Below are 20,612 nucleotides of genomic sequence, written 5' to 3'. Positions count from 1 at the left end.
GCTGATGTTGATTTTCGAAATTGACCATGGCACTGGCAGTGTCGGGAACGGCCAAACTTCCGGTTGCATGCCCATGGGCCCCTCGACCATGGCTCAGCCGGTCCCCACAATCTTCTAGCCCCTGCGGCTCACAAGCCTGGCCAGCATGGCGGTTATGATAACGCTCGCTGCAACCCACGCCAGGGAACGGCCATTTTCCCGTTCGTCCACCGCATTTCTTCGCAGATGCCCAAAGGATAGTTGCTCGCGGAGATCTGCGACTTCCTTACGAAGCCATGCGAGCTCTTTACGGGCGGCGCGAAAAACCTCGTCGTCGTCGTCCTCCAAGACGCTCGGGCCACCATCATCCTCCAGTTCCTCGAGATATTGTTCCAGTTCCGCGCGAGACGAGAACCCCTTGGCTCTAATGTCGGTCATGATCGTTTTCCTGTCGCAAGGTTTGAGGGTTTGCAGGGTTAAACGCTGATTGCTTGAAAAAGATGCACCACCTCAGGGCTGCAGAACTGGCAGGGCTGCCAACACGCAACGCCGCTTGGAGAGCCCCACAACCGAAGATATGTCTAGACCATCCTTGCCTGCCATGATTCCTGCCCCATCTAGGAGTCTCGAACAGTAGGAGCCGGGTCATGATTACGCGCGAAGCGCTGACCGGGAAGCGTATTCTCCTGGTTGAAGACGATTATTACATGGTGAGCGAGCTGGCGCAGCGTCTCGCTGCGATGGATGTCATCGTCGCTGCGAAATGCCCAGGTGTTGCAGAGGCTCTGGGGGCGATCGCGGCGGCAACTGACCTCGATGCCGCTATATTGGACATCAATCTGTCGGGCGAGATGGTCTTCCCCGTAGCAGACAGGCTGGAGCGGCTCGGCATCCCGTTCATTTTCGCCACCGGCTACGACCCAGATGTCTTACCCGACCGCCACGCTGACAAAATTGTGTTGCGCAAACCCGTCGAGGTCGAGAGTTTGGCGCTTGTCTTGTCGGACGTTGCGCGTCCAAGAACCGTCTCGATCGAGGAGGCACTACAAAACGATCTTCTCGCCCTTCTTCCAGCACGCACTCTGAAGGAACTTTTGCCGCTTCTGAGCAGGATGAACGTGCCAAGGGGGGCTGTTCTTGAGGTTGCCCATCAGACGATCAGCCGGGTCTACTTCCCGCTCGATTGTGTCGGTTCACTCATCGCCGTCGGGAGCGGTGGCGCCAGGATTGAAACAGGGCTCATCGGCAGGGAGGGGATGACAGGCTTCGGGATCGCGCTCGGCGATGAGCGCACGCCGCACGAACTTGTCAATCAGATTGAAGGCTTTGCTCTCGCCATAGCCGCCGACGATTTCAAGCTCGTGCTGAAGGACGCTCCCGAACTCGATCTTCTTGCAGGTCGGTTTGCACGATGCCTTGGCATACAAGTGAGCCATACCGCTCTCGCCAACGGCAGGTTCGACATCCGCACGCGGCTTGCCCGATGGCTGCTGATGGTGGACGACCGTACGTCCAAGAGCGGCTTTGACCTCACTCACGAATATCTCTCCATCATGCTTGGCGCCAGAAGGCCATCAGTGACGGAAGCAATTCACGTATTAGAAGGAGAAAGGCTCATACGATCCACTCGAAGTCACCTCGAAATCCGCGATCGACCAAAATTGCTTCAGTTCGCAGGCGAGTCCTATGGCACTCCGGAAGCGGAGTATCGCCGCCTCATGTCATTGCCGATCGTCGCAAAACCGCTGGCCCGACTCGCAGCTGTCGGTTGACGAACCTCGTTCGATGATGACTATCCAAGGTTAAGCTGATCTGCGCTCAGGCCCGAAGCCAAAAGCTGCGAGCATCTCATCAGGTGGCTGGGGCCTGCCAAAGAGATAGCCTTGACCGGTTGCGCAATGGAGCTCGCGAAGAAGCGCTTGTTCAGCCGTGCCCTCGACGCCTTCAGCGACGATCTCCAGCCCCAACCCATGGGCAAGGGAGACGATTGCCTTGACGATCTCGAAGACCCCGTGGTCCGCAGTCATCCTGCGAACAAATGACTGATCGATCTTAAGTTTGTCGAGCGGCAAATCAGCGAGATAGCTCATAGAGGAATAACCCGTTCCAAAATCGTCGAGTGCAATGGAAACACCGATCGCGCGAACCGCAGCCATTTTTGCCTGCGATCGGCCGCCATTGTCGAGGAACGCAGATTCGGTCAGCTCGACACAGAGTCGTGACGCCGGCAACCCACTCCTGGACAAAGCAAGGCAAATTTCCCCATCCACATCGGCGCGTTCGAACTGAATTGGCGAGATGTTGACCGATACAGCACCCGTTGGCCAATGCATGGCGTCCGCACAGGCCTGCATCAGCACCCAGCGGCCGATATCGCAAATTATCCCGGAAGACTCTGCAATTGGGATGAACTCCGTCGGTGGGACGATGCCGAGTTCGGGGTGGCGCCAGCGCAAAAGTGCTTCCGCGCCGACGAAATGTCCCATCGCCAGGTCCACCTGAGGCTGGTAGAGCAGAAAGAACTGCCCTTCGCGCAGCGCACCCCTCATGTCGGCTTCGAGACGTCTGGAGCGGGCTTGTTGGAGCGCGACGGCCGGATCATAGATCGACCAGCGCCCTGACGTTTCCTTAGCGATGTCAAGCGCGGATTCGGCTGCGCGCAGAGAACTCGCCGAATCGACACGCTCGGTGCGTGCTACGCCGAGCCGGACGACAACGGTGGCGGACATCTCGTCGAAGACGACAGGCTCCTCGAAAAGAGCCAGCAAAAGATCGGCTTGAGACGCCGGGTCGGCATCATCCCCGGCTCTCAGGATCGCGAACAGGTCGCCATCGATTCGCGCCAGCAGATCGCCTGGGAAGCTGGCGGCGAGCCGGGAAGCTACGGCCTTCAAGAGCTTGTCACCGACATCGCGGCCCAAAGTCGCGCACACGTCCGAGAAGCGTTCGATATCGAGAACCGCCACTACGCCGCCGCGTCCTTCAAGGCGTGCGAGGAACTCGCGGCGATTCAAAAGCCCGGTTAGCTCGTCCTTCTCGGCCATCGACTTGAGCTTCGCCTCGTATGCCTTGCGGGCGGTGACATCGCGGATAATGACGCACCCGCCGAACGAGGGTGCCGCTCGAAATCCCTTCTCCTCGACCGGAGAAAGGGTGATCGCCGCTTCATAGTTTGTTTCGCTTTCACCCCTGCGTCTGACAAACTCTACGATCGTGCTTTGGACCCTGCCGGGATCGGCCTCGTATAAAACAGCAAGATCACGGATCGCCGCCGTCACCGACTGCTCTGCGCTGCTCAGCAGGTTTGCGCCGGCCCCGACTCTCAGGATCGATTTGGCAGATTCACTGATTTCTGCGATTTTCATGTCGCCAGCGAAGGCAACAATTCCATCGGAGCTGTCGGCAATGATACGCCGCATGAGGCGGCGGGCGTTGCGGGCGTCGATGTTTGCAAGCGTCGCCATCATCTGACCGAGATCTACCCGTTCGTTCAACGCGAGACCGCTTGCGAGCGCGAGCAGAAGCCAGGAGACAGTCGTCCCTGTCACGATGGCATAATCTTTCTGGAGAGCGTAGGCCGTCAATTCGCAGACGGCGCCTAATATCAAGGCGAGCGCCGAAAGCTTGGCCAATCCAACGGAACGCGACGACAGAACGGCAACGATCAGCGCGGCAGCGAGGAGAAGCTCCAATGGCCCTTGATCGACTTCGGTCAGGAGGCGGGCCTGGATCAGCGTCTCGGCTGCGAGAACATGAATAAGAGGTCCCGGCAATACTCCATGCACCGGGACCGGAAAGATATCCTTCAGTTCGGTCGCAGAGGCGCCGACGACAATGGAACGTCCAGCAAGCTGACCGGCTGCTACCTTGCCGGTAAGAACATCCGCCAGTGAGTAAGTGGGCACGCTGCCGGGCTCAATCGAAAAGTCGATCAGCCGATGCCCTGAGGTCTCCGGGCTTGCGCCGAGAGCCGAAGCTGCAGATGGCGTTGAAATGCCCTCGAAGGCGCTGCCTAAATCGAAATTGCGCACCGCGCCGTCGGCGTCTGTGGAGACGTTCGCAAATACCGGCCAGGCGTTGGACAGGAGCCGGGGGATGGGCCTGGTGACCACCGTCTCTCCTGAGGCCGCGGCGATCTGCTGGCGGAAGATCGGTAGAAGAACGCCTCCACCGGCGCGCTCCAGTGCCAATGCGATCGCGTTATCGTCATCGGCATCGGAGGGGGTGGAGAAATCGATATCGAGGAAGATGTCTGCTGCATTTGCAGCGATCAACTTGTCCAGAAGCGTGGCATAGATGCTGCGAGGCCAAGGCCAGACGCCGACCTCGTCAAGCGTTCGCTTGTCGATGGCAATGAATACAATCTTGCCGGAGGCTTCCCTTGGCGCCCATTGAAACCGCTTGTCGATCAGCCTTTGGTTGAGCGCCGTTAGCGCGGTCAGGCTGGGGGCGACGACCGGAAGTGCAAGCATGACGGTGATAAGCGCGGCGCGAAGCGCGATCGGGCCAGTGACTGCGTCATAGATCCGCCTAAGCGTCGCGCCGTAGCTTTTCACTTGTTGTTGCCTTTGCCGCTATTGCTGCCGTTTCCGTTATTGCCCTTGCCGCTGCTTTTGCCATTGCCTCCACCATTACCGTTGCTTTCATGGCCAGAGCTGCTGTCTTTACCGCCTCCGCTATTGGTCGAGGCATTGTTTCCCTTGCCGGACTTGCCCCCGCTGTCGTTGGCAGTGTTCTTGCTCGTATCCTGCGATCCCTTGCCCGATTTCTCTTTGTCTTCTGCTGAACCTTCGGTCTGGCCGGCGAAGGTGGTCGTTCCCACCGCAGGCACGACCGCGACGGACGGTGTAACGGCTATTATCGATGGGCGCGAGGCAGCACCATCGACTTTCATCCCCGTCTTTCGGTCGACAACGGCGCTCTGGCGCGGCCCGACATTGGCTTGCTGGCCGCTCGCGAAGGCGGTCACCTGCACGAGGCCTCGATCAACGGACACAGACGCTTTGGACCTTCCAACGCTCACATGGAAGATTGTGCTTTTTACAACAGCCGCTAGATAGGGCGTCTGCGCCGTCGTATGGGGCAGGCTTCGCCTTTCGATCTCCAGATCAAGCGCGCCCACCTGCTGAACGATTTCCGTGTTGCGCGGTGCAAAAAAGCCGGCTGGCTTGGTGGTGATTGCGGCCATCGTGTTAGGCTGAAAGGCGATGCTTTCCACGCCCCTTACCAGTCGCGCCTTTCCGCGAGGCCCCGTCGAGATCCAGGTGTGATTGGGAAGAATGTCGCCCGACTTTAAGTCCTTCCACGACATTTGATCCGTCGTATAGCGTACCTGGCTCGTTGCCTTGTCGACTTTCCAGTCATCGCTGCCAGCGATCGCCGAGACCGGCAAGAGGAAAAGCAGGACGACAAAACGAAGAACAACGCGCATTTCCACCCCCGTGTTATCGGAGCATTTAGGCATGGCATCTTTAAGAATCGTTTTAAGTTCGCGCCGAAGCTGACCGCAAACACGCAGTATGTACGGTATCGTACGGAGCCCTCAAAGATTCGTGATCGTGCTCGAGAGCGATCGACCGACTGCCTGTACACCTGACCTTCGTGCGCCGATCCATGCATCCGTCACGCTGCCCGTTAGCCAACGCGCTAGACGAAATCCTTCGTCAAGTCGCGGTAATACCAGCTGTGCAAAGCGTGCCTTGGCGGAAGCGTTCAAAGGCAGGCACCGTCGGGATGTTGCATCGCATGTCCATATTTCCAAAGATCGGTTTAACATATGCTTCGGCGCTCATGCTGCAAGGTCCGTGGGGGACGGGCTTGGCTTGAAGCAAACAGTGCCTGGCGCACCGCATGCGATGATGATTATGCGCTTGGGTACTCTCGCCGCCGCCTTTAAGCGCCGACAGCGTGGATGCCTGGGTGTCGGGTGGCATGTGGCTAAGCTTGCACCACGTCCTCAACTGGGATCCTGATCGTACAGCGCACGCCGTCGGTCTCAAAATCGAGCGATGCGCCGCCATTGGCCGAGTATTGAAGGCTGCGTGTAATCACGGTGTTTCCAAAACCGCGTCGGGTTGGCATCGAGACGGCAGGCCCACCAATTTCCTTCCATGAAACCTCAAAATATGTGTCACGGGCAGCCACGGATACGGCGATCTTGCCGGTTTCGATTGCCAGGGCGCCATATTTTACCGCGTTGGTCGCGAGCTCATGCACGACAAGCCCAAACGCAATGGCGGCACGCGGCAGAATTTCGATGTCGTCGCCGATCATCTCAAGTCGCGAGCCGAGCTCGTTAACGTAAGGTGCCAGCTCGGTGGAAAGGATATCGCGAAGAAAGATCGAGGCCCAGGAGCGGTCAGCCAGAACGTTGTGGGTTGCAGCCAGTGCGTGGATCCGGCCAGAAAATGCCTTGCGAAAACCATCGATCGTCTCCTCGGTCGAGGCTGTCCGGTTAGAAATGGATACGACCAGTGCCAGCGTGTTTTTAACGCGGTGATCGAGCTCGCCCATAAGCAGCAGCTGCTGCTTCTCAGCTGCCTTGCGGCGCGACAGATCGACGAGTGTGACGACCGTCCCAATGCTTCCCTCGCCGACCATCAGCGCGGACGCACTGACGAGAACGTCCTTTGCGCCACGGCTGCGCGGTGCTATTGCCTCGATGCCCTGAATTGGTTGGCCACTGGCGACGACGTCAAGAAAATCGCCGCCCTGCATCAAGCCGGTCGCTCCTCTAAAATCGAGTGCGAATGCCTCGTCGAACGTAGAGCCGATCGGATCGGCACCGGCAAGCGACGATGCGGAGGCGTTGGCGTGGGTGACGACACCGTTGAGGTCGCAAACCACGACGGCCTCGACGGCCGAAGCAAGGATCGCAAGAGCTGTCCGCTCAGCCTGGGCACGCTTTTCGGCGTTGATGCGCGCGGTAACATCGGTGAAGGTGACGGCAACACCGGAATTTGTGCCAAGCGTCATTTCGCCGGCTGCTATCAGCAGGTGTCTTGCGCCATCGCCGCTGCCAAGCGTGACCTCGACGGCCGACGTCGCGGGATGCGCTGCTGAAATCAAGTCTCTCAGCGCCTTTGCGCCGTTCGCTCCAAGCGCTGTGAACAACACCGGCCCGTCCAGGGCGTCGCGAGCAACATCGACAAGGTCCGTCAGGGCTCTATTGGCGTAAAGCAGATTGCCGAACCTGTCGAAAGCCGCAGCGCCGAGGTTCATCGCCTCCATGAAAGAGCGATAGGACTCCACGCCTCCTTCGAGGGTGAGGACTTCCTCGCCATTCGCTTCATTGCGGACGACCAGCGCGTCGATTTCCCCCTCGCGGATAGCGCGGATGACCTCTTCCGCCTCCTCGAGGCGCCGGCGAAGGTCGGCATTCAGGCTTTCAGCCTTTGAGACCGTAGTAGACGTCATTCGCCTTCCACCTGAAGGCTGACCAGGACCTTCTCCGTGTTCGAAAGGTCGCCGATGATCTTGCGGATGGGAACTGGTAGTTCGCGCACCAGCGTCGGAATGGCAACGATCCCATGCTCACGCGCAAGCTGCGGCGACTTTCGAAGATCAACGACTTCGATCACATACTTGCCTGGAAGGCTCTCGGCGCAGATTCGTTCGAGGTTCTGGAGCGCAGCCAGCGACTTCGGGGTCTGGCCCGCAACATAAAGCGTGAGTTTCTTCGGCGTTCCGGTAGGTTGGTCTTCCATATCTTCCATCGTCATTCCGCCACGCGGCGGCTTTTCTCCATATCAGACCTATCCGAAGCAGCTTGGTCGAGATAGACCCGCTCGGCCTCAGCGTCGAAATTCAATTCGGCCTCGTCGGCGTCAAGTTCTGCCTGAAGAGCCTCAATCTGGGCAAGCGTCCTGCGGCGTTTCTGCTTCAGCCGATCGGCCCGACGGATGACGTCCGCCCGACGCTCAAGCTCCGCCTTCCGAAGCCGTGCCTCTTCTGCCTGTCTCTGGGACCCCGTCAACGCCCTTCCATCGCCGATATATGGCGCCACAAGCTGGATTCCATTGTCTGACATGACAAATTCACGGACCTGATTAGAATGGGCCGTCCCGCGGGCCTTGAGCAGATAGAGCTCGCGGTTGAATTCACCGCCGACCTCGCGATTGAGCAACAATATCCAAGCGTCCATCAGCGACGATAGGCCGGCGTCCGTCTCCGTGACCCCTTCCTGGGAATGCATGAGGTGCGTGAAGACAGCGGTCGTACCGCGCGACTTGAGGAAATCGACCATGCGCAACAGCATCGATTGGACCTCAAGCGGATCTCCGCTTCCAACAAAGGCGGAAATCGGATCGAGGACAACAAGAGAGGGATCGAACTTGTTGATCTCGCGCAGCATGATGGCAAGGTGCATTTCGAGACTGTAAAAGGTTGGCCGCACAGCGATATAGTGCATTCTTCCAGCTTCAATCCATTTCGCGAGATCGGTGCCAATCGAGCGCATGTTACGGACGGTCTGGTCGACGGACTCCTCGAACGAAAAATAGAGGGCTTTCTCGCCGGCCTCACAGGCGGCGTTACAAAACGCGGCCGACAATGAGCTCTTGCCCGAGCCCGCAACACCGCTAATGAGAATGCTTGTTGCCCGGTGAAACCCTCCTCCCGACAGCATTGCGTCGAGATCTGGTACGCCTGATGAAATACGATCGTTCGATACCTTGTGGTTCAGGCCCAGTGTGCTAACCGGCAGGACACTGAAACCATCTTCATCAATCAGGAAAGGGATTTCGTTGGTTCCGTGGGCGGTACCACGATATTTGACGATCCGAAGGCGGCGGGTGGAAATTTGGTTATGAACGCGATGGTCTAGCAGGATGACGCAATCCGAAACATACTCCTCAAGGCCCTGCCTGGTAAGTGACCCGTCGCCGCGCTCCCCCGTAATGATCGTCGTCAAGCCTTTGTCCTTCAACCAGTCAAAGAGCCGGCGGATTTCCGCGCGCAAAATGGCGGGGTTGGTAAATGCGGAAAAAAGACTTTCAATCGTGTCGAGCACGATGCGTTTTGCGCCGACCTGGTCTATCGCTAGTTCCAGGCGCAGGAAGAGACCTTCAAGATCGTAGTCGCCGATTTCCTCAAGTTCGGATGGATCGACGACGATATGCTCGATGTAGAGCTTGTCAGCCTCGATCAAGCTCTGCACATCGAAGCCGAGCGACGCGACATTGTTAACGATATCAACCGGCCGTTCCTCGAAGGTGACGAAGACGCCAGGCTCGTCATAGTCGCGAGCTCCGTTGAGGAGAAAGGTTGAGGCAAACAAGGTTTTGCCACAGCCGGCTGTACCGCACACGAGCGTCGGTCGCCCCGTCGGAAGGCCGCCGAGCGTCAGATCATCGAAGCCGGCGATGCCCGTAAGCGACTTTTTGATCCCGGCGATATCAGCCATGTATGCGACGTCCTGTGATGTTCTTCTGAAGCTGTCGTATCTGAATGGTTTTCCGTTAGCAAATCGTCACTCGCGCTCTTCCTGCCCCCCACCATCAAACTGCCCGTATCCGCCCGCGTCAATCAACCAGAAAAACCTCTCTAATTGAATAGCATAATCCATTATCGGTCTATTTTAGAACAATTTCCGCCGCGGCTGCATCGCGCGCTTCACACGAGTGGCTGCTGATGCTTGGGAGACAGTGTGTAGGGTGAACCCGGCACCGGCCCGCGATCGCTTCAATCGCAAAACTGCCCGGTCCGGTTAGCTTTTAGTGCACTGCGCCGGTATCGAAGTGGGCGGACTGCCTGATCGCTTCAGAGACGTTTCTGTGATCCTGAGGATTTTCTGCCAAAATCAGGAACAAGCCCGATTGACGGTGGTTAAGTCCATGTCCTTCACAAAGCTCAAGGAGAAAATCATGCTTATGAAGATCATCACCGCATCAGTCTTGTCGCTCGGGCTTGCAACATCCGCAATGGCTCAGGCTTCAGGTGGCGCCGGCTCCGCTACCGGCGGCACCTCGGGTAGCGGTTCCATTGGCTCTGGCGCGAATAGCGGCACGGGCACCAGTGGCTCCAGCAACAACGGGACCGTCAACCCCAGTGCCAATGGCTCTAACGGGAACGCGCTCGACCCCAATGCCACCAATTCCACGACAAATTCAGGCGCATCGACGAATTCGGGGACGAATAACGGTTCGTCCGACAGCGACAATTGCGCTCACACGACAACAACGCCAAACCACGATCCGTCGACGATGACGCCGCAGGAGCAGGCAAACTGCAAGTAACTAAAAGCCCCGCTTCGGCGGGGCGCTTTCATCTTCCGGTCGGCGGAGAACTTGAGGTCGAAATCTTCGTCTCATCCGCTGCACCGAGCTTCACGACAAAGGCGCCGAAGTCATCAGCCCAACCGGACGATAAACAGGGTCGGCATCGCTAGGAATCTCGCCGCCCAAGGGTTGCTCTTGTGGTCAGCGAACTGAATGAATCCCCAGTTGAATCTCTAATGCGTCCGGTATTCGCGCTGCCCCTGTTTTATTGACGGTACTCGAAGCGCGTTGACGCGCTTGTCTTATGCTTGCTTCTTGGTGAGATAAAGAAGCGCCGGAGAGGCTAGCCGCCCTCATCCGGCGATGGGGGACGGATCGTGGACGCGCAGGCCGCCATTCTTGCGAATGCCGGGCCGAACTAAAGTACGATCGCCCCCATCTTTTCCAATCGTCCTGAACGGATACCCGAGCTTCGGGCTCGGATGACAAGCATGGGAGATCACAAAAGATGACTGACATTACCATCGGCGCGGACATCTCGAAAGACCATATCGATCTGCACAGCCTGCCGGACGGCCAAACGCTGAAGGTTGCCAATGACCGCAAGGGATTTGCCGCCATTGTCCGGTGGATCGGCACAAAGGATGTAGAGCGGATCGTACATGCCGGCCCTCGTTGCCTGCCGCTTCAACCCGGATCTCAGCGTCAAATACGACCAACTCAAAACCGCAGGAAAAGCGCCAAAGGTCGCCATAACCGCGATCATGCGTAAGCTCATCGTATTGGCTAACGCACTGCTGCGAAAAAAACAGAAATGGGTCCCGAAGATGGCTTGATCAACACGGATACTTTAGTCGCGACTTGCGAACACTCTATCCGTCCTGCTGGTCCTTCGGTATTTTGACTGCGTCCCTGTCGTCCACCTTGAAGCTCGTCATGAAGCGCAATGTCGCGAAGGTCGCAATAGAGAGCACGACCGCAGTCTCATAGGCGCCCAGCCCAACTGCCGCGCCGATTGCACCCGTTGCCCACAGGCTGGCGGCTGTTGCAGTTCCCCTAATGCTGGCCTTGCCCACCAGAATTGCACCTCCGCCAATGAAACCCACGCCATTGATAATGCCCTCGACAATGCGCGCTGTGGCCTCCGCATTTTCGCGGGTGACCGTCTCAGCGGCCTGGATGAAGCCACAGGCCGCAAGTGCAACGAGAGGGAAGGTCCTAAGCCCGGCGCTTCGCTCGTTGCGTTCCCGGTCCCATGCGATCGGAAGAGCTAGGGCGTATGCGACCACGAGGACACCGAGATTACGCAGAAGATCGATATGGACGCCAACACTGCCAAGCCAACTTTCCATCACTCACCCCCGTGCCTCACGCCGAAGATGGGAGCGTGGGGGCTTCCGACAAGAGGTGCCGTGACCTCGATGCCGCCCACGAACTAGCGATATTGGCACCAGCTTTGCCGACGGCATGGTGATCGAGCAGTGGATCTGCACCCTCGAAACGAACCGGACCAGAGGCGACAAGGTCTGAAGCTGTGCCGAAGGACGTGAATGGCGCGTTCCGGAAGTCCTGAGCTCTTCGGATTTTCAGGAACCGCAGCGGCTCGGAAGCTTTGATTGCCTATTGTCTTACCTTGCCCATACCGGCCTCAAATCTGGGAACTAAAGGTCGGCGGCGTGCTTAGGTCAGCAGCGACGGCCATTGCTCTTCCAAGGCAGACCGCCGCTTCCCCAATCACCCAAGGGAAGACTCATGAGCAAGGAAAACGACAAGACGAGCGATGCTGAGCGAAGCGATCCCGCAGTTGCCGATCGGAACCGGGAGGAGCTTGCCAAGGAAGCGGCTCGTGGGCTGAAGAAAGCGTCCCAACAGGCATCGAAAGAAGGATCTAATGGCCCACGCTAGGATACGCCGCCCCCGTAGACGCGACATCCGGCGGCATCACGATGCCGCTTCCTGGCGTCCTGGCAGCGGGCCTGAACGAAATGTCCATACGCCACGTCATTGCGGTGGCCGGTTCGCATGACCGGCCTTAGGGTCGCTAAGACCGGTCGTACCGCGCCAGCATTTGCCGGAGAAGCTGGTTCTCACGCCGAGCCTTGCGGCAAGCCTCTGCAACGGTTAGCGATGTCATCTCATGGTTGGAAGTCCCCGATGTTTCCGTTGCGGGAACTTCGACTCTCACGACCGATTCAGGCGCTGCCGCCGCGTTTCGCATCGGCGCCGTGTTTCCAGCCAAACTGGCCAAGGCGCTGTCGGCAGCGGTGGCTTCCCGCCCGAGCAGGTCCGCGATCCAGGCCGCATACTTCGCGCGTAATGGATTGTCGTGCGAGAGCGCACGCATTTTCGTCTCTGCCAGCCGTCTCTGATCTCGGTAAAGCGATATGGAGGATTTCAAACGCAGGCGCTCCGGAAAGCCGGAACATAACGGGAACAAATACGTCCTGCAACCCCTGGCCAATTTTATATGCGGCCTGATGGCCGGAAAACGAGCCCTGGCAAGGCAGGGGCCGACCGCCGGCGGTATGTCGTTAGGCGATTAGTTTTTGAGAGGTCTATTTGTCGCCGTGAAGACGGACGCGACCAGGTCAATCTTGAAGATATTAATAACAATAATCCTCGACGCTCGGTTGCGGCTCAGCCGGGATCGGGTAACGCCTTCGAAGGGCGTTGTTCGCGGGGCTGGTATCCAGGTCAAAAAGCATCTCTGCCTTTGTTGTGGCCGAAAAGATTTCTATGGCGATGATCAGTTCTTCGCGGCCGCCGCGCTGATAAACTTCGGTCATTTTCGAAAGCTTCATGTCCGGTTCCAAAAACAGTGTGCTCACCACATCATGCTCAAAAGCGCGGCGATGTCGCGTGACAAGGGCGTGACATGATCAAAGCATGGACTGGGTACGCGCTCTTCGAACAGCGTCGTTTCCGCCGTCAAGCATCTGGCTGCTTTGCATGTATGTCAGGGGGTCAGTCCAAAGAAGCACCCCGCTTTTGCCTCGGCGCTTCAACGCGCGGTACCGCAAGCCGCTGTTTTGATGGAACCAGCCACGCTGTGCCGACATTGCTGAATGGAGGACGATACCGTCAGCTTCCAAAGACAGGACATTTGCATGGAAAATCATACCACGGAGGCCGTTGCTTCTAATCCAACAGCGCTAGCGCAGATCGGAGCATTGCTCATTCACTACGGATTGGCTTTGGCAGGCGCAGTTGTCCTTCTGGTCGGCGGCTGGATTCTCTCCGGCTTCTTAAGCCGATGGGCCTATAAGGGTCTATCTCGAATCCACGGGATTGATGAAACGCTCGCTCGTTTCTTTGAGAGCGTTCTTCACTACGGATTGCTGATCTTGGTGTTCGTCATGGTTCTCGGCCAGTTCGGGGTGCAGACAGCATCCATCGTCGCCGCTCTCGGCGCCGCAGGCTTGGCAATCGGACTGGCGCTCCAGGGTACGCTGCAAAACATCGCGGCCGGGATCATGCTGCTAGTACTACGGCCGTTCCGCGTAGGCGAATACATCGAGACGTCCAGTGTGAAGGGCCTGGTTCGAGAGATCGGCCTCTTTGCAACGGAGCTCAGAAACGCTGACGGCCTGTACCTGCTCGCTCCGAATTCGACGCTATGGAACACACCCATCATAAACCATAGCAGGGAAAAGGACAGACGCCAGGAGATGTCCGTCGCGATCGGGAATGACGCTGACGGCAACATGGTCAAGAGGCTGGTTCTGGACATCATCTCGTCAGATAAGCGCGTGCGCTCCGATCCGCCACCTCGCGTTTTTGCGGACGATCTCAGTGCCGACAAGATCACTCTCAAGATCGAATACTGGGCATCCACGGGTGAATGGACGGAAACCAGGCACGCAATCATCGACGGTCTCAAGGCCGGGTTGGCCGCGAAAGGAATTGCTTTAAAGTGAAATGCTGGAGGGCGCTTGTTGCTCGAGACCTGCCAAGAATAGTTCACCATTAAGGAGAGCTATCGGCCGAGCGGCCGCCTAGGCAAAGGGTGACTTGCTTTCCGCCCCGCGGCAACGTCCTTCGTGAGTGGAACCTGTTCAAGGGTAAATTCAGAGAGAAACTGCCGACCATCCTCGTTAACGACTTTGCGCAGGAGATAGGATGCCCAGCAACATGAGAATGTCGACCCAGGTCCGTCGCGTCGGCGTACGCGTCGGTAATGCGTTTACTCTTCGTTTTGCGCACCGATTCATATGAGCAGGTCTTCGGCGAAGGTTTAGACCCGGTGCCGACAGGACGCTCAAGTCAGGTTCCAGTGGCCGAGTTGTGCTTGTTCCGGTCCCCAAACAGCTGCCCGTAGGTTCGTACATCATCGATTGTACTGCATGTTCCCTGCATGGCTAGAGCCGACACGGAACGCGCAATCGCTGTTCCGGACCGGCTGAAAATGGTGAGGGGCGTCACTATCGCGTATTGTAGATACGCGATTGACAGCAATCTTTGATCTCCAGGCGAAATGGTGTAACTTTTCCGTATCTGAAATACGCCAAAGTTACATAGTGCGTTCCTAACGAAAAGCGCCGTATTGCGCTCGAGGACATGACATCCGTTCTGGGCGTGCGGGCGGAAGACAAAGCCACAGGCACCATGGAGCGGATTGGGGCAGCAGTGCGTCCCCTTTCCACCGACGCCGTCACCGATTTGCTGCTGGTCTTGCATCGGACCCTATTTGCGTGGTTGATCGCGGACGGCGATAGCACCTGAAGAACATGGCCGTCCTGAAAATTGCGGAACCAGGCAGAGGAGATTTTAGCTCGGTCCGTATGGCGCTGAAAATCAGCGGCAAGGACGAACGGCTGAAAAAAGCGGATTTCCGGCGGTTTGCAGCGACGGCGGGTATTCCGGTGGCGGCGGACACGGCCATGGATGAACTGGCGGCGACCCTTGCGCGCGGCGTGGATGAGCTTGCTCTGCCGGACCCGCCGACAGACGGTTCAGTCGGCGCTGAACGGGCGGCGCAGATACGGGTAATTGTCCGCCAGCGTTTGGAAGCATTTGATGAGCATGGAGCTAAATTCGACCTTGAGCGATGGGTCCCCCGGCAGGGTTCGAACCTGCAATCAATCGGCTATGAGCCGACGGCTCTCACCATTGAGCGACAGGCCCGCCTTCCCTTCCTTATGCGCATTAGCGCCAGCGATTGACGAACTCCGCAAGTTTCTCTCGCGGGCTACTGTCAAAATAACAGTGGGCAACTCTTGGAGGCCGCAGGTCGGCAATTCGTCCTCATCCCAGAGCCGCTGCCATGCCTCTCGGACAGCTCCGTATCCGACCCCAAGACGATCGGCCTCGCGCAGGAGCGCCTGTCCAAGGCCGGTTTCTTCAGAGATTGCTACGACTTGATCCATTGCAATAACTTTCATAAAAATTGAGAACGACTGCCGCCGTGTACTGCTCCCTCACTCTCTCAAATATCCGGAAAACCACGATCAGCCTCGTCCTCGGTCGATTTGGCCCCGCTATCATCCGGCAAGCGGGCGAGTTTCGTTGAATACTTGTAGCCGTCCGGAACCGCGAGCGCGAGGCCGCGTTTTTTAGCATCGGAGGACATGATGGAACATAGCCAATATAACTGGATCAGCATCAGAGCTCACGAGATATGGCAATCTGAAGGTTGTCCAAATGGGAAAGATCGCGAGCATTGGGCCAAGGCGGCCGAAGAATGGGAACACCGCGAAAGGCGGCTGGAGGTCCCCTACGAGGCGCTGCGGGAGCAAGTGAGGCGCGTTCTGGTGGTCGACGACGAGCCGCTGATACGGTTTGCTACCGTCGAGGCCCTGGAAGACGCCGGCTTTGAGGTCCTTGAGGCTAGCAACGCTGACGAGGCTCTCGTCCTTCTTCAACGGAATGATTTTGACGCTGTATTCACCGATGTGAATATGCCGGGTACGACGGATGGACTGGGGCTTACCTCCCTGGTGCGAGCCCGCTCGCCGCAGACTCGCGTCATCGTCACTTCTGGACATGTTAGACTTGGTGCTTTTGACCTTGCGAGCGGCGTGTCATTTATTCCCAAGCCCTACACATATGACGCGATTGTCCGAATGCTGCAGGCACCAGGCTTCGGAACGATAGGCGACGTGAACCGGCGTCGCGACGACTGCTAGCGCGAGTTTTGACAGAAACGCAAGACCAACATTGCGACGACTTCGATCACGCCGGTTGAGTAGCAATGCATAGGGATCAAATAATCAAGGGCCAAGCCGCACCAAAAATCGACATGCTGGAGCGGGCGGGCAGACACCACTCCCGCGGTCGTGCGTTCCGCTTTCGACGAAAGTCCGGACCTTGCCTGCTACCCATTGCTCCCCGGCTAAACGATGCGGCGGAAGCATCGAATGCTCGCCGCCGCGGCTCTCCGAGGTCCGCCGCCTGCGCTCAGGAAAGCGCGGCGAACATAAAGCTATATGGCTCAGAACGGAAACTCATTTTCGCAGCTTTTTCGCGGCGTCGTCGTCCCTATCATATAGCTTTACGCACAGAATCTCGGAGAAGCCCTTGGCCGTAGCCTTTCCAGAGGCTTGCGCTGTGGACAGGTTGTGGAGAACATGTGGAGGAACTGTGTGCAACGCCGCCTCCCGACGTTAAGGGGCGAGGCATGGATCTTGCATGGGACATCCGAATCCGCTCAGATGAAGTCCTCGGCCGATGGCTTCCGCCGCAACGTCGCCATCCCGATCAAGGGCGCTCCGACATGATGTCGAGAAGCGCCCTTTCCATTTGGAACTTTCGAAGAGAGCGAGTGCCAGGGTACCTCTACCCATTTGTGTAGCGCCGATCTTGGTCTGCAGCAGAAGCAAAAACTGCATCGGCTGAGGCAATTCTTAAGGTCGCTCCCGCCAGGACTACGTTTGACCTCTGTGCGGCGAGCGGGCAGCCCATCAGCAGGGCCGCCAAACCTCGTATATCCAACTGACGCAGGACACTCCAGCGACCTGTAATGGAGTTCGATCGATCAGTGTGTCACAGCAGGGGAAGACGACCGGTACGGTAGCGGACCAATCCTTGCCCTCCGGCCCGAGCGTGGTAGTGTGACTGTGCTGACGTCGAAAAACGCTGCATCAGACCGCTCCCTTGAAGTTGCCCTACAACTGACCCAAAGGAGCGGTCTTTTAGCACGTCTTAAGCGATTCTGTTCATCCAGTCTTATGTGTCTCTCCGTCCCTCTCTGGCTCGCGTGCTTTGCCGCAGCAGCCTTGCTCCAAAAGCGGATCTTACTCTCAGCGGGTTCCGTCATGCCGGGCTTATGTCCGCGAATGCTGCCCTCGTCTCGGCTCTCCCATCTAAATCCACGAAGACAGAGGGTAGTTTCATCTTCGCGCCTCCTACGGAACTAGGATCCTTGGCCCGGCGGCCCCGGCTTAGCTCAGACATCAGCAACAAGGATGGTTGTTCGCAACCGTACGGCATCGTTTTTATCTTTCGCGCGTTTTTAGGAACAGTCAGCGGAGAAAAGACATGACCAACAGGGTAGCAATGATCACCGGAGCCGGATCGGGAATAGGTCGGGCGGCTTCCTTGACCTTGGCACGCGACGGCTACTCTATTGGCGCCTTGGGTCACTCTCACCGCGAACTCGCTGCCGTCGTTGACGATATCGCGGCTCTGGGAGGCAATGCGATTGCGCTCGATGCCGATATTTCTGACGAGAGGCAGATGGAGACGGCGGTTTCCTCTCTTGTAGACATGTATGGCAGGCTTGATGCCGTTGTTGCCAACGCGGGAATAAATGGTGCCTGGGCGCCGATTGATAGTCTTACGCTCGACGAATGGAACAGGACGATATCTGTCAATCTCACTGGCACATTTCTGACGATTAGGCAGACGGTGCCATTTTTGAAGAAATCGGGTGGTGGCGCGATCATCGTTGTGTCCTCGATCAATGGAACCCGGACCTTCACCACCCCCGGAGCGACAGCATACACGACCACGAAAGCGGGACAGGTCGCTATGGTTCAGCAGCTATCATTGGAGCTCGCCCGTCACCACATCAGGATCAATGCCGTCTGCCCGGGCGAAATCGAAACCAACATTGGTTCCAACACAAACCTCCGGCAGAAGGATGATACAGCCATACCCGTCATCTGGCCTGAAGGACAGGTACCGCTGACTGGCGGCAAGCCCGGTCGAAGTGAAGACGTTGCCGAGGTCATCGCGTTTTTGGCATCTGACAGGTCGCGACATATCACCGGTTCTCCGATCTGGGTCGATGGAGGCCAAGGGCTACTTCGATGACAGTTGAATCAGAAATAGAGTTATTGCGAAGTCAAAGCGAGCGGTGCCTCGATCGATCCATTTGACGACACCGAAGGCCGGCTGGGGCGAGACCGAACCTAGCGCTCGCGAAGGGATGAACGGCTGCAATCTTGTGTCGCGTGTCCAGTCCTCTCACAGCTTTCGCATCCAATCAGATACGCGACAAGTCGATTGTCGCGACCCTACCCAAAACTCGCCCGAGGTCTAGCCCTTGGGCCACGCCATTAACGACGCGCAGTCGCAGCTGGAGCGAAAAAGTTATCGCTCCCGGTGGAAAGCCGCCTTTCCATCGGTCCACAAGGGCTTGACATCAGGAATTGGAGTAGAGGGAAATTAAGGCATGGACGAGCCGGACGGCAATGATTGCTGCGCCCAGTGCACCGACGCATAGAAGTCCAATGCCAATTTCGCGGGCGCCCATGTCTACCCCTGCGACAAGAGGCCCCGGATAGTGCTCGCTCACCACGACGATGAGAAAGATCGATATTGCGACGCAGATCAAAAAGCCAAAGCTGAGATATGTCAGAAACCTGTGCATCACTTTTCGCGTCAAATCTTGCTTAATCAACGACCGCATTATCATGCAAAGTAATGATTTGCCACAGCCTCCCACCCGTCTTGCGGAGACAGCCGCTAATGCGGGTGCCCTTGCGCTGAAGCGGTCTACCCAAGGCTAGGGTTACTCGGACGGCTGTTGTCTTCGCAGCGCGCAGTTCTGCAGATTGCCGACGGTCCCCGCTCGCTCGTCGGTCGTTTGCTGCGTCAGGTTTCAATCAACCGACTGATTTTGCCCATCAGGCTCCACCCACATTTCCAAGGAAGTTTTCGCGAGCGCTCCTCTTTCAGGCCGCTCATCGTACAGGCCGGATCGACAGTCTCGAAGGAGATCCAGGACGGTGGAAGCCCGGGAAAACTTAAGGGGCGCGTCTGTACGCAATCGGACGCGCAATGTCTCACGGTTGAAGGTGCTGCCGAAGCTGCCCACCTATCAGGTGACCGGAAAGGATAGTCAACATGTCGGGCTATCGCGGACGGGATCCATTAGCAGTTCCAAAATTTTCCCTGACGCTGCCAGAAGCATGCGTTGAGAACACCTGCGCCGCCGGCTCCGCCTCGCGGGGCTCATTTAACAACGGAGAAACGTCTATCGCCACCCGGTTCTTTTTCGACGTCAACATGGCGTCGCGACGTGTCCGCGATGAAGTAGGGTGCATGTTTCCGGATGTCGGCGCCGCTATTACGGCTGCGTTGGTCGATGGTCGCAAGATACTCGACGCTCTCGGTTGCCGTTGCCGTGGTTTAGACGGCTTGGTGTTCGAAATCAGAGACCCGACAGGCGCGATTGTCGCGCACGTTCCCTTCGAGATATAGCTTTCTCGTTTGCTGCAGCGTCTTTTCGAGACAGCAAATTCAGGTTCCTCGCTGAGACTGCGGGGCAGCGGCGGAGCCACCGCACATTGGCTTGATCTCTGCGAGGTCGGGTTCAGATGCCAAGAACGCAGTCACTACCGTTCAACTCTGGCGAGGCCTTGAACACGTGCTCAAAGATGTCGGTTCGCGTACCCTGGACGCTATCGCGCGACATCGATCGCGGCGACGACGCTGGGGCTGAGGTAGCGCCTGTTTGACCCTCGGGGGACGCAGGTAGGAACACTGCCGGTCGATCTGCTCACGAGTTCTAGGCGTTTCCCGATATTGTCTGACATCGCAGTGATTGCGCAAGCGCCTCGCGCCTCGCGCATTTACGCGACTGTTGTCCCAGCTTGATGTAAGCGTCGGAACAAGTTGCTTTTTTCGAAGTTTCGTCCTGGCAACAACAGGAGCTTTCCATGCAAAAGATTACGACGTTTACCGCCGCCATGCTGCTGTCGGCGACGGTCGCCTTTGCCCAGAGCGAGACACCGTCGACCTCTCAGACGACCCCGGCCGTAAATACCGAGCACAATCCCGGCGCGCCTGTGGCTGGTAAGAACAGTTTCACGGAAAGTCAGGCGAAGTCACGTATCGAGGAAGCCGGCTTTTCGGACGTTATGGGACTGAAGCTCGATGATCAGGGCGTCTGGCGCGCAACAGCCAAAAAAGACGGCGCTGATGCAGCTGTCTCCCTAGATTTTCAGGGCAACGTGACACTCGCCAAGTAAT

General features: G+C 57.7%; 18 protein-coding genes, 1 tRNA gene and 1 pseudogene. 10 read left to right on the top strand and 10 right to left on the bottom strand.

The features are described from left to right. Positions 1-114: 114 nt before the first annotated feature. Positions 115-417: a hypothetical protein gene (locus tag ACEN84_RS01315; RefSeq protein ID WP_203431573.1), complete on the bottom strand. Its 303-nt coding sequence runs from the start codon at positions 415-417 to the stop codon at positions 115-117. Positions 418-626: 209 nt separating this feature from the next. Here ACEN84_RS01315 and ACEN84_RS01310 point away from each other — a divergent pair, with 209 nt between their 5' ends. Continuing rightward, positions 627-1,751 carry a helix-turn-helix domain-containing protein gene (locus ACEN84_RS01310; protein ID WP_413708926.1) on the top strand — a complete coding sequence of 375 codons (1,125 nt, stop codon included), beginning with the start codon at positions 627-629 and terminating at the stop codon, positions 1,749-1,751. 30 nt (positions 1,752-1,781) lie between these two features. On the opposite strand, the gene ACEN84_RS01305 is transcribed toward ACEN84_RS01310, so the two are convergent. From ACEN84_RS01305 to kaiC, 5 genes are all read right to left on the bottom strand, one after another. Beyond that, a complete protein-coding gene (locus ACEN84_RS01305; protein ID WP_413708925.1) occupies positions 1,782-4,535 on the bottom strand; it encodes an EAL domain-containing protein in 2,754 nt (917 codons plus the stop codon). Further along, positions 4,532-5,410 (bottom strand): hypothetical protein, encoded by an 879-nt coding sequence (locus ACEN84_RS01300; protein ID WP_413708924.1) that lies wholly within the window; start codon positions 5,408-5,410, stop codon positions 4,532-4,534. Before ACEN84_RS01300 ends, ACEN84_RS01305 begins: the two co-directional genes overlap by 4 nt. Positions 5,411-5,916: 506 nt before the next feature. Next, positions 5,917-7,395 carry a sensor histidine kinase gene (locus tag ACEN84_RS01295; RefSeq protein ID WP_413708923.1) on the bottom strand — a complete coding sequence of 493 codons (1,479 nt, stop codon included), beginning with the start codon at positions 7,393-7,395 and terminating at the stop codon, positions 5,917-5,919. After that, entirely contained in the window at positions 7,392-7,685 is a 294-nt protein-coding gene (locus tag ACEN84_RS01290; protein WP_246777753.1) for a circadian clock KaiB family protein, read from the bottom strand. Before ACEN84_RS01290 ends, ACEN84_RS01295 begins: the two co-directional genes overlap by 4 nt. 11 nt (positions 7,686-7,696) lie before the next feature. Further along, positions 7,697-9,382 carry a circadian clock protein KaiC gene (kaiC, locus tag ACEN84_RS01285; RefSeq protein ID WP_413708922.1) on the bottom strand — a complete coding sequence of 562 codons (1,686 nt, stop codon included), beginning with the start codon at positions 9,380-9,382 and terminating at the stop codon, positions 7,697-7,699. A gap of 460 nt (positions 9,383-9,842) precedes the next feature. Between kaiC and ACEN84_RS01280 the strand changes: the two genes are divergently transcribed. Next, a complete protein-coding gene (locus ACEN84_RS01280) occupies positions 9,843-10,214 on the top strand; it encodes a hypothetical protein (RefSeq protein ID WP_413708921.1) in 372 nt (123 codons plus the stop codon). 641 nt (positions 10,215-10,855) lie between these two features. Beyond that, a pseudogene (locus ACEN84_RS01275) lies at positions 10,856-11,032 on the top strand (IS110 family transposase); the annotation flags it as partial. Positions 11,033-11,068: 36 nt separating this feature from the next. Here the strand turns inward: ACEN84_RS01275 and ACEN84_RS01270 are convergent. Next, a complete protein-coding gene (locus ACEN84_RS01270; RefSeq protein WP_199629682.1) occupies positions 11,069-11,548 on the bottom strand; it encodes an MgtC/SapB family protein in 480 nt (159 codons plus the stop codon). Between the two features lie 400 nt (positions 11,549-11,948). Between ACEN84_RS01270 and ACEN84_RS01265 the strand changes: the two genes are divergently transcribed. After that, positions 11,949-12,101 carry a hypothetical protein gene (locus ACEN84_RS01265; RefSeq protein ID WP_199629683.1) on the top strand — a complete coding sequence of 51 codons (153 nt, stop codon included), beginning with the start codon at positions 11,949-11,951 and terminating at the stop codon, positions 12,099-12,101. A gap of 698 nt (positions 12,102-12,799) precedes the next feature. Here ACEN84_RS01265 and ACEN84_RS01260 read toward each other — a convergent pair. Further along, the gene (locus tag ACEN84_RS01260) at positions 12,800-12,997 is read right to left on the bottom strand and encodes a hypothetical protein (protein WP_413708920.1); all 198 of its coding nucleotides are present in this window, start codon (positions 12,995-12,997) and stop codon (positions 12,800-12,802) included. A 306-nt stretch (positions 12,998-13,303) separates the two neighbouring features. On the opposite strand from ACEN84_RS01260, the gene ACEN84_RS01255 reads away from it, so the two are divergent. Both ACEN84_RS01255 and ACEN84_RS01250 read left to right on the top strand, forming a co-directional pair. Next, positions 13,304-14,113 (top strand): mechanosensitive ion channel family protein, encoded by an 810-nt coding sequence (locus ACEN84_RS01255; protein WP_413708919.1) that lies wholly within the window; start codon positions 13,304-13,306, stop codon positions 14,111-14,113. Between the two features lie 640 nt (positions 14,114-14,753). Then, positions 14,754-14,918: a hypothetical protein gene (locus ACEN84_RS01250; protein ID WP_413708918.1), complete on the top strand. Its 165-nt coding sequence runs from the start codon at positions 14,754-14,756 to the stop codon at positions 14,916-14,918. 326 nt (positions 14,919-15,244) lie between these two features. Here the strand turns inward: ACEN84_RS01250 and ACEN84_RS01245 are convergent. Further along, a tRNA-Ile gene (locus tag ACEN84_RS01245) sits at positions 15,245-15,318 on the bottom strand. A gap of 303 nt (positions 15,319-15,621) precedes the next feature. Further along, entirely contained in the window at positions 15,622-15,765 is a 144-nt protein-coding gene (locus ACEN84_RS01240) for a hypothetical protein (RefSeq protein WP_413708917.1), read from the bottom strand. Here ACEN84_RS01240 and ACEN84_RS01235 point away from each other — a divergent pair. The 4 genes from ACEN84_RS01235 to ACEN84_RS01220 all read left to right on the top strand — a co-directional run bounded on the left by ACEN84_RS01235 (position 15,764) and on the right by ACEN84_RS01220 (position 20,611). Next, a complete protein-coding gene (locus ACEN84_RS01235) occupies positions 15,764-16,321 on the top strand; it encodes a response regulator (RefSeq protein WP_413708916.1) in 558 nt (185 codons plus the stop codon). The genes ACEN84_RS01240 and ACEN84_RS01235 overlap by 2 nt on opposite strands. A gap of 1,351 nt (positions 16,322-17,672) precedes the next feature. After that, complete coding sequence (locus ACEN84_RS01230) at positions 17,673-18,449, top strand: SDR family oxidoreductase (protein ID WP_112716017.1); 777 nt, start codon at positions 17,673-17,675, stop codon at positions 18,447-18,449. A gap of 1,035 nt (positions 18,450-19,484) precedes the next feature. Beyond that, positions 19,485-19,841 (top strand): DUF6894 family protein, encoded by a 357-nt coding sequence (locus ACEN84_RS01225; protein WP_199629685.1) that lies wholly within the window; start codon positions 19,485-19,487, stop codon positions 19,839-19,841. 458 nt (positions 19,842-20,299) lie between these two features. Next, on the top strand, positions 20,300-20,611 hold the full coding sequence (locus tag ACEN84_RS01220) for a PepSY domain-containing protein (protein ID WP_112716013.1): 312 nt from the start codon (positions 20,300-20,302) through the stop codon (positions 20,609-20,611). Position 20,612 lies beyond the last annotated feature (1 nt).

This window comes from Rhizobium sp. Rhizsp82 (assembly GCF_047325115.1).
Taxonomy (GTDB): domain Bacteria; phylum Pseudomonadota; class Alphaproteobacteria; order Rhizobiales; family Rhizobiaceae; genus Rhizobium.
The sequence above is the reverse complement of the archived record's forward strand: the minus strand, read 5'-3'. Positions and strand labels throughout refer to the sequence as shown.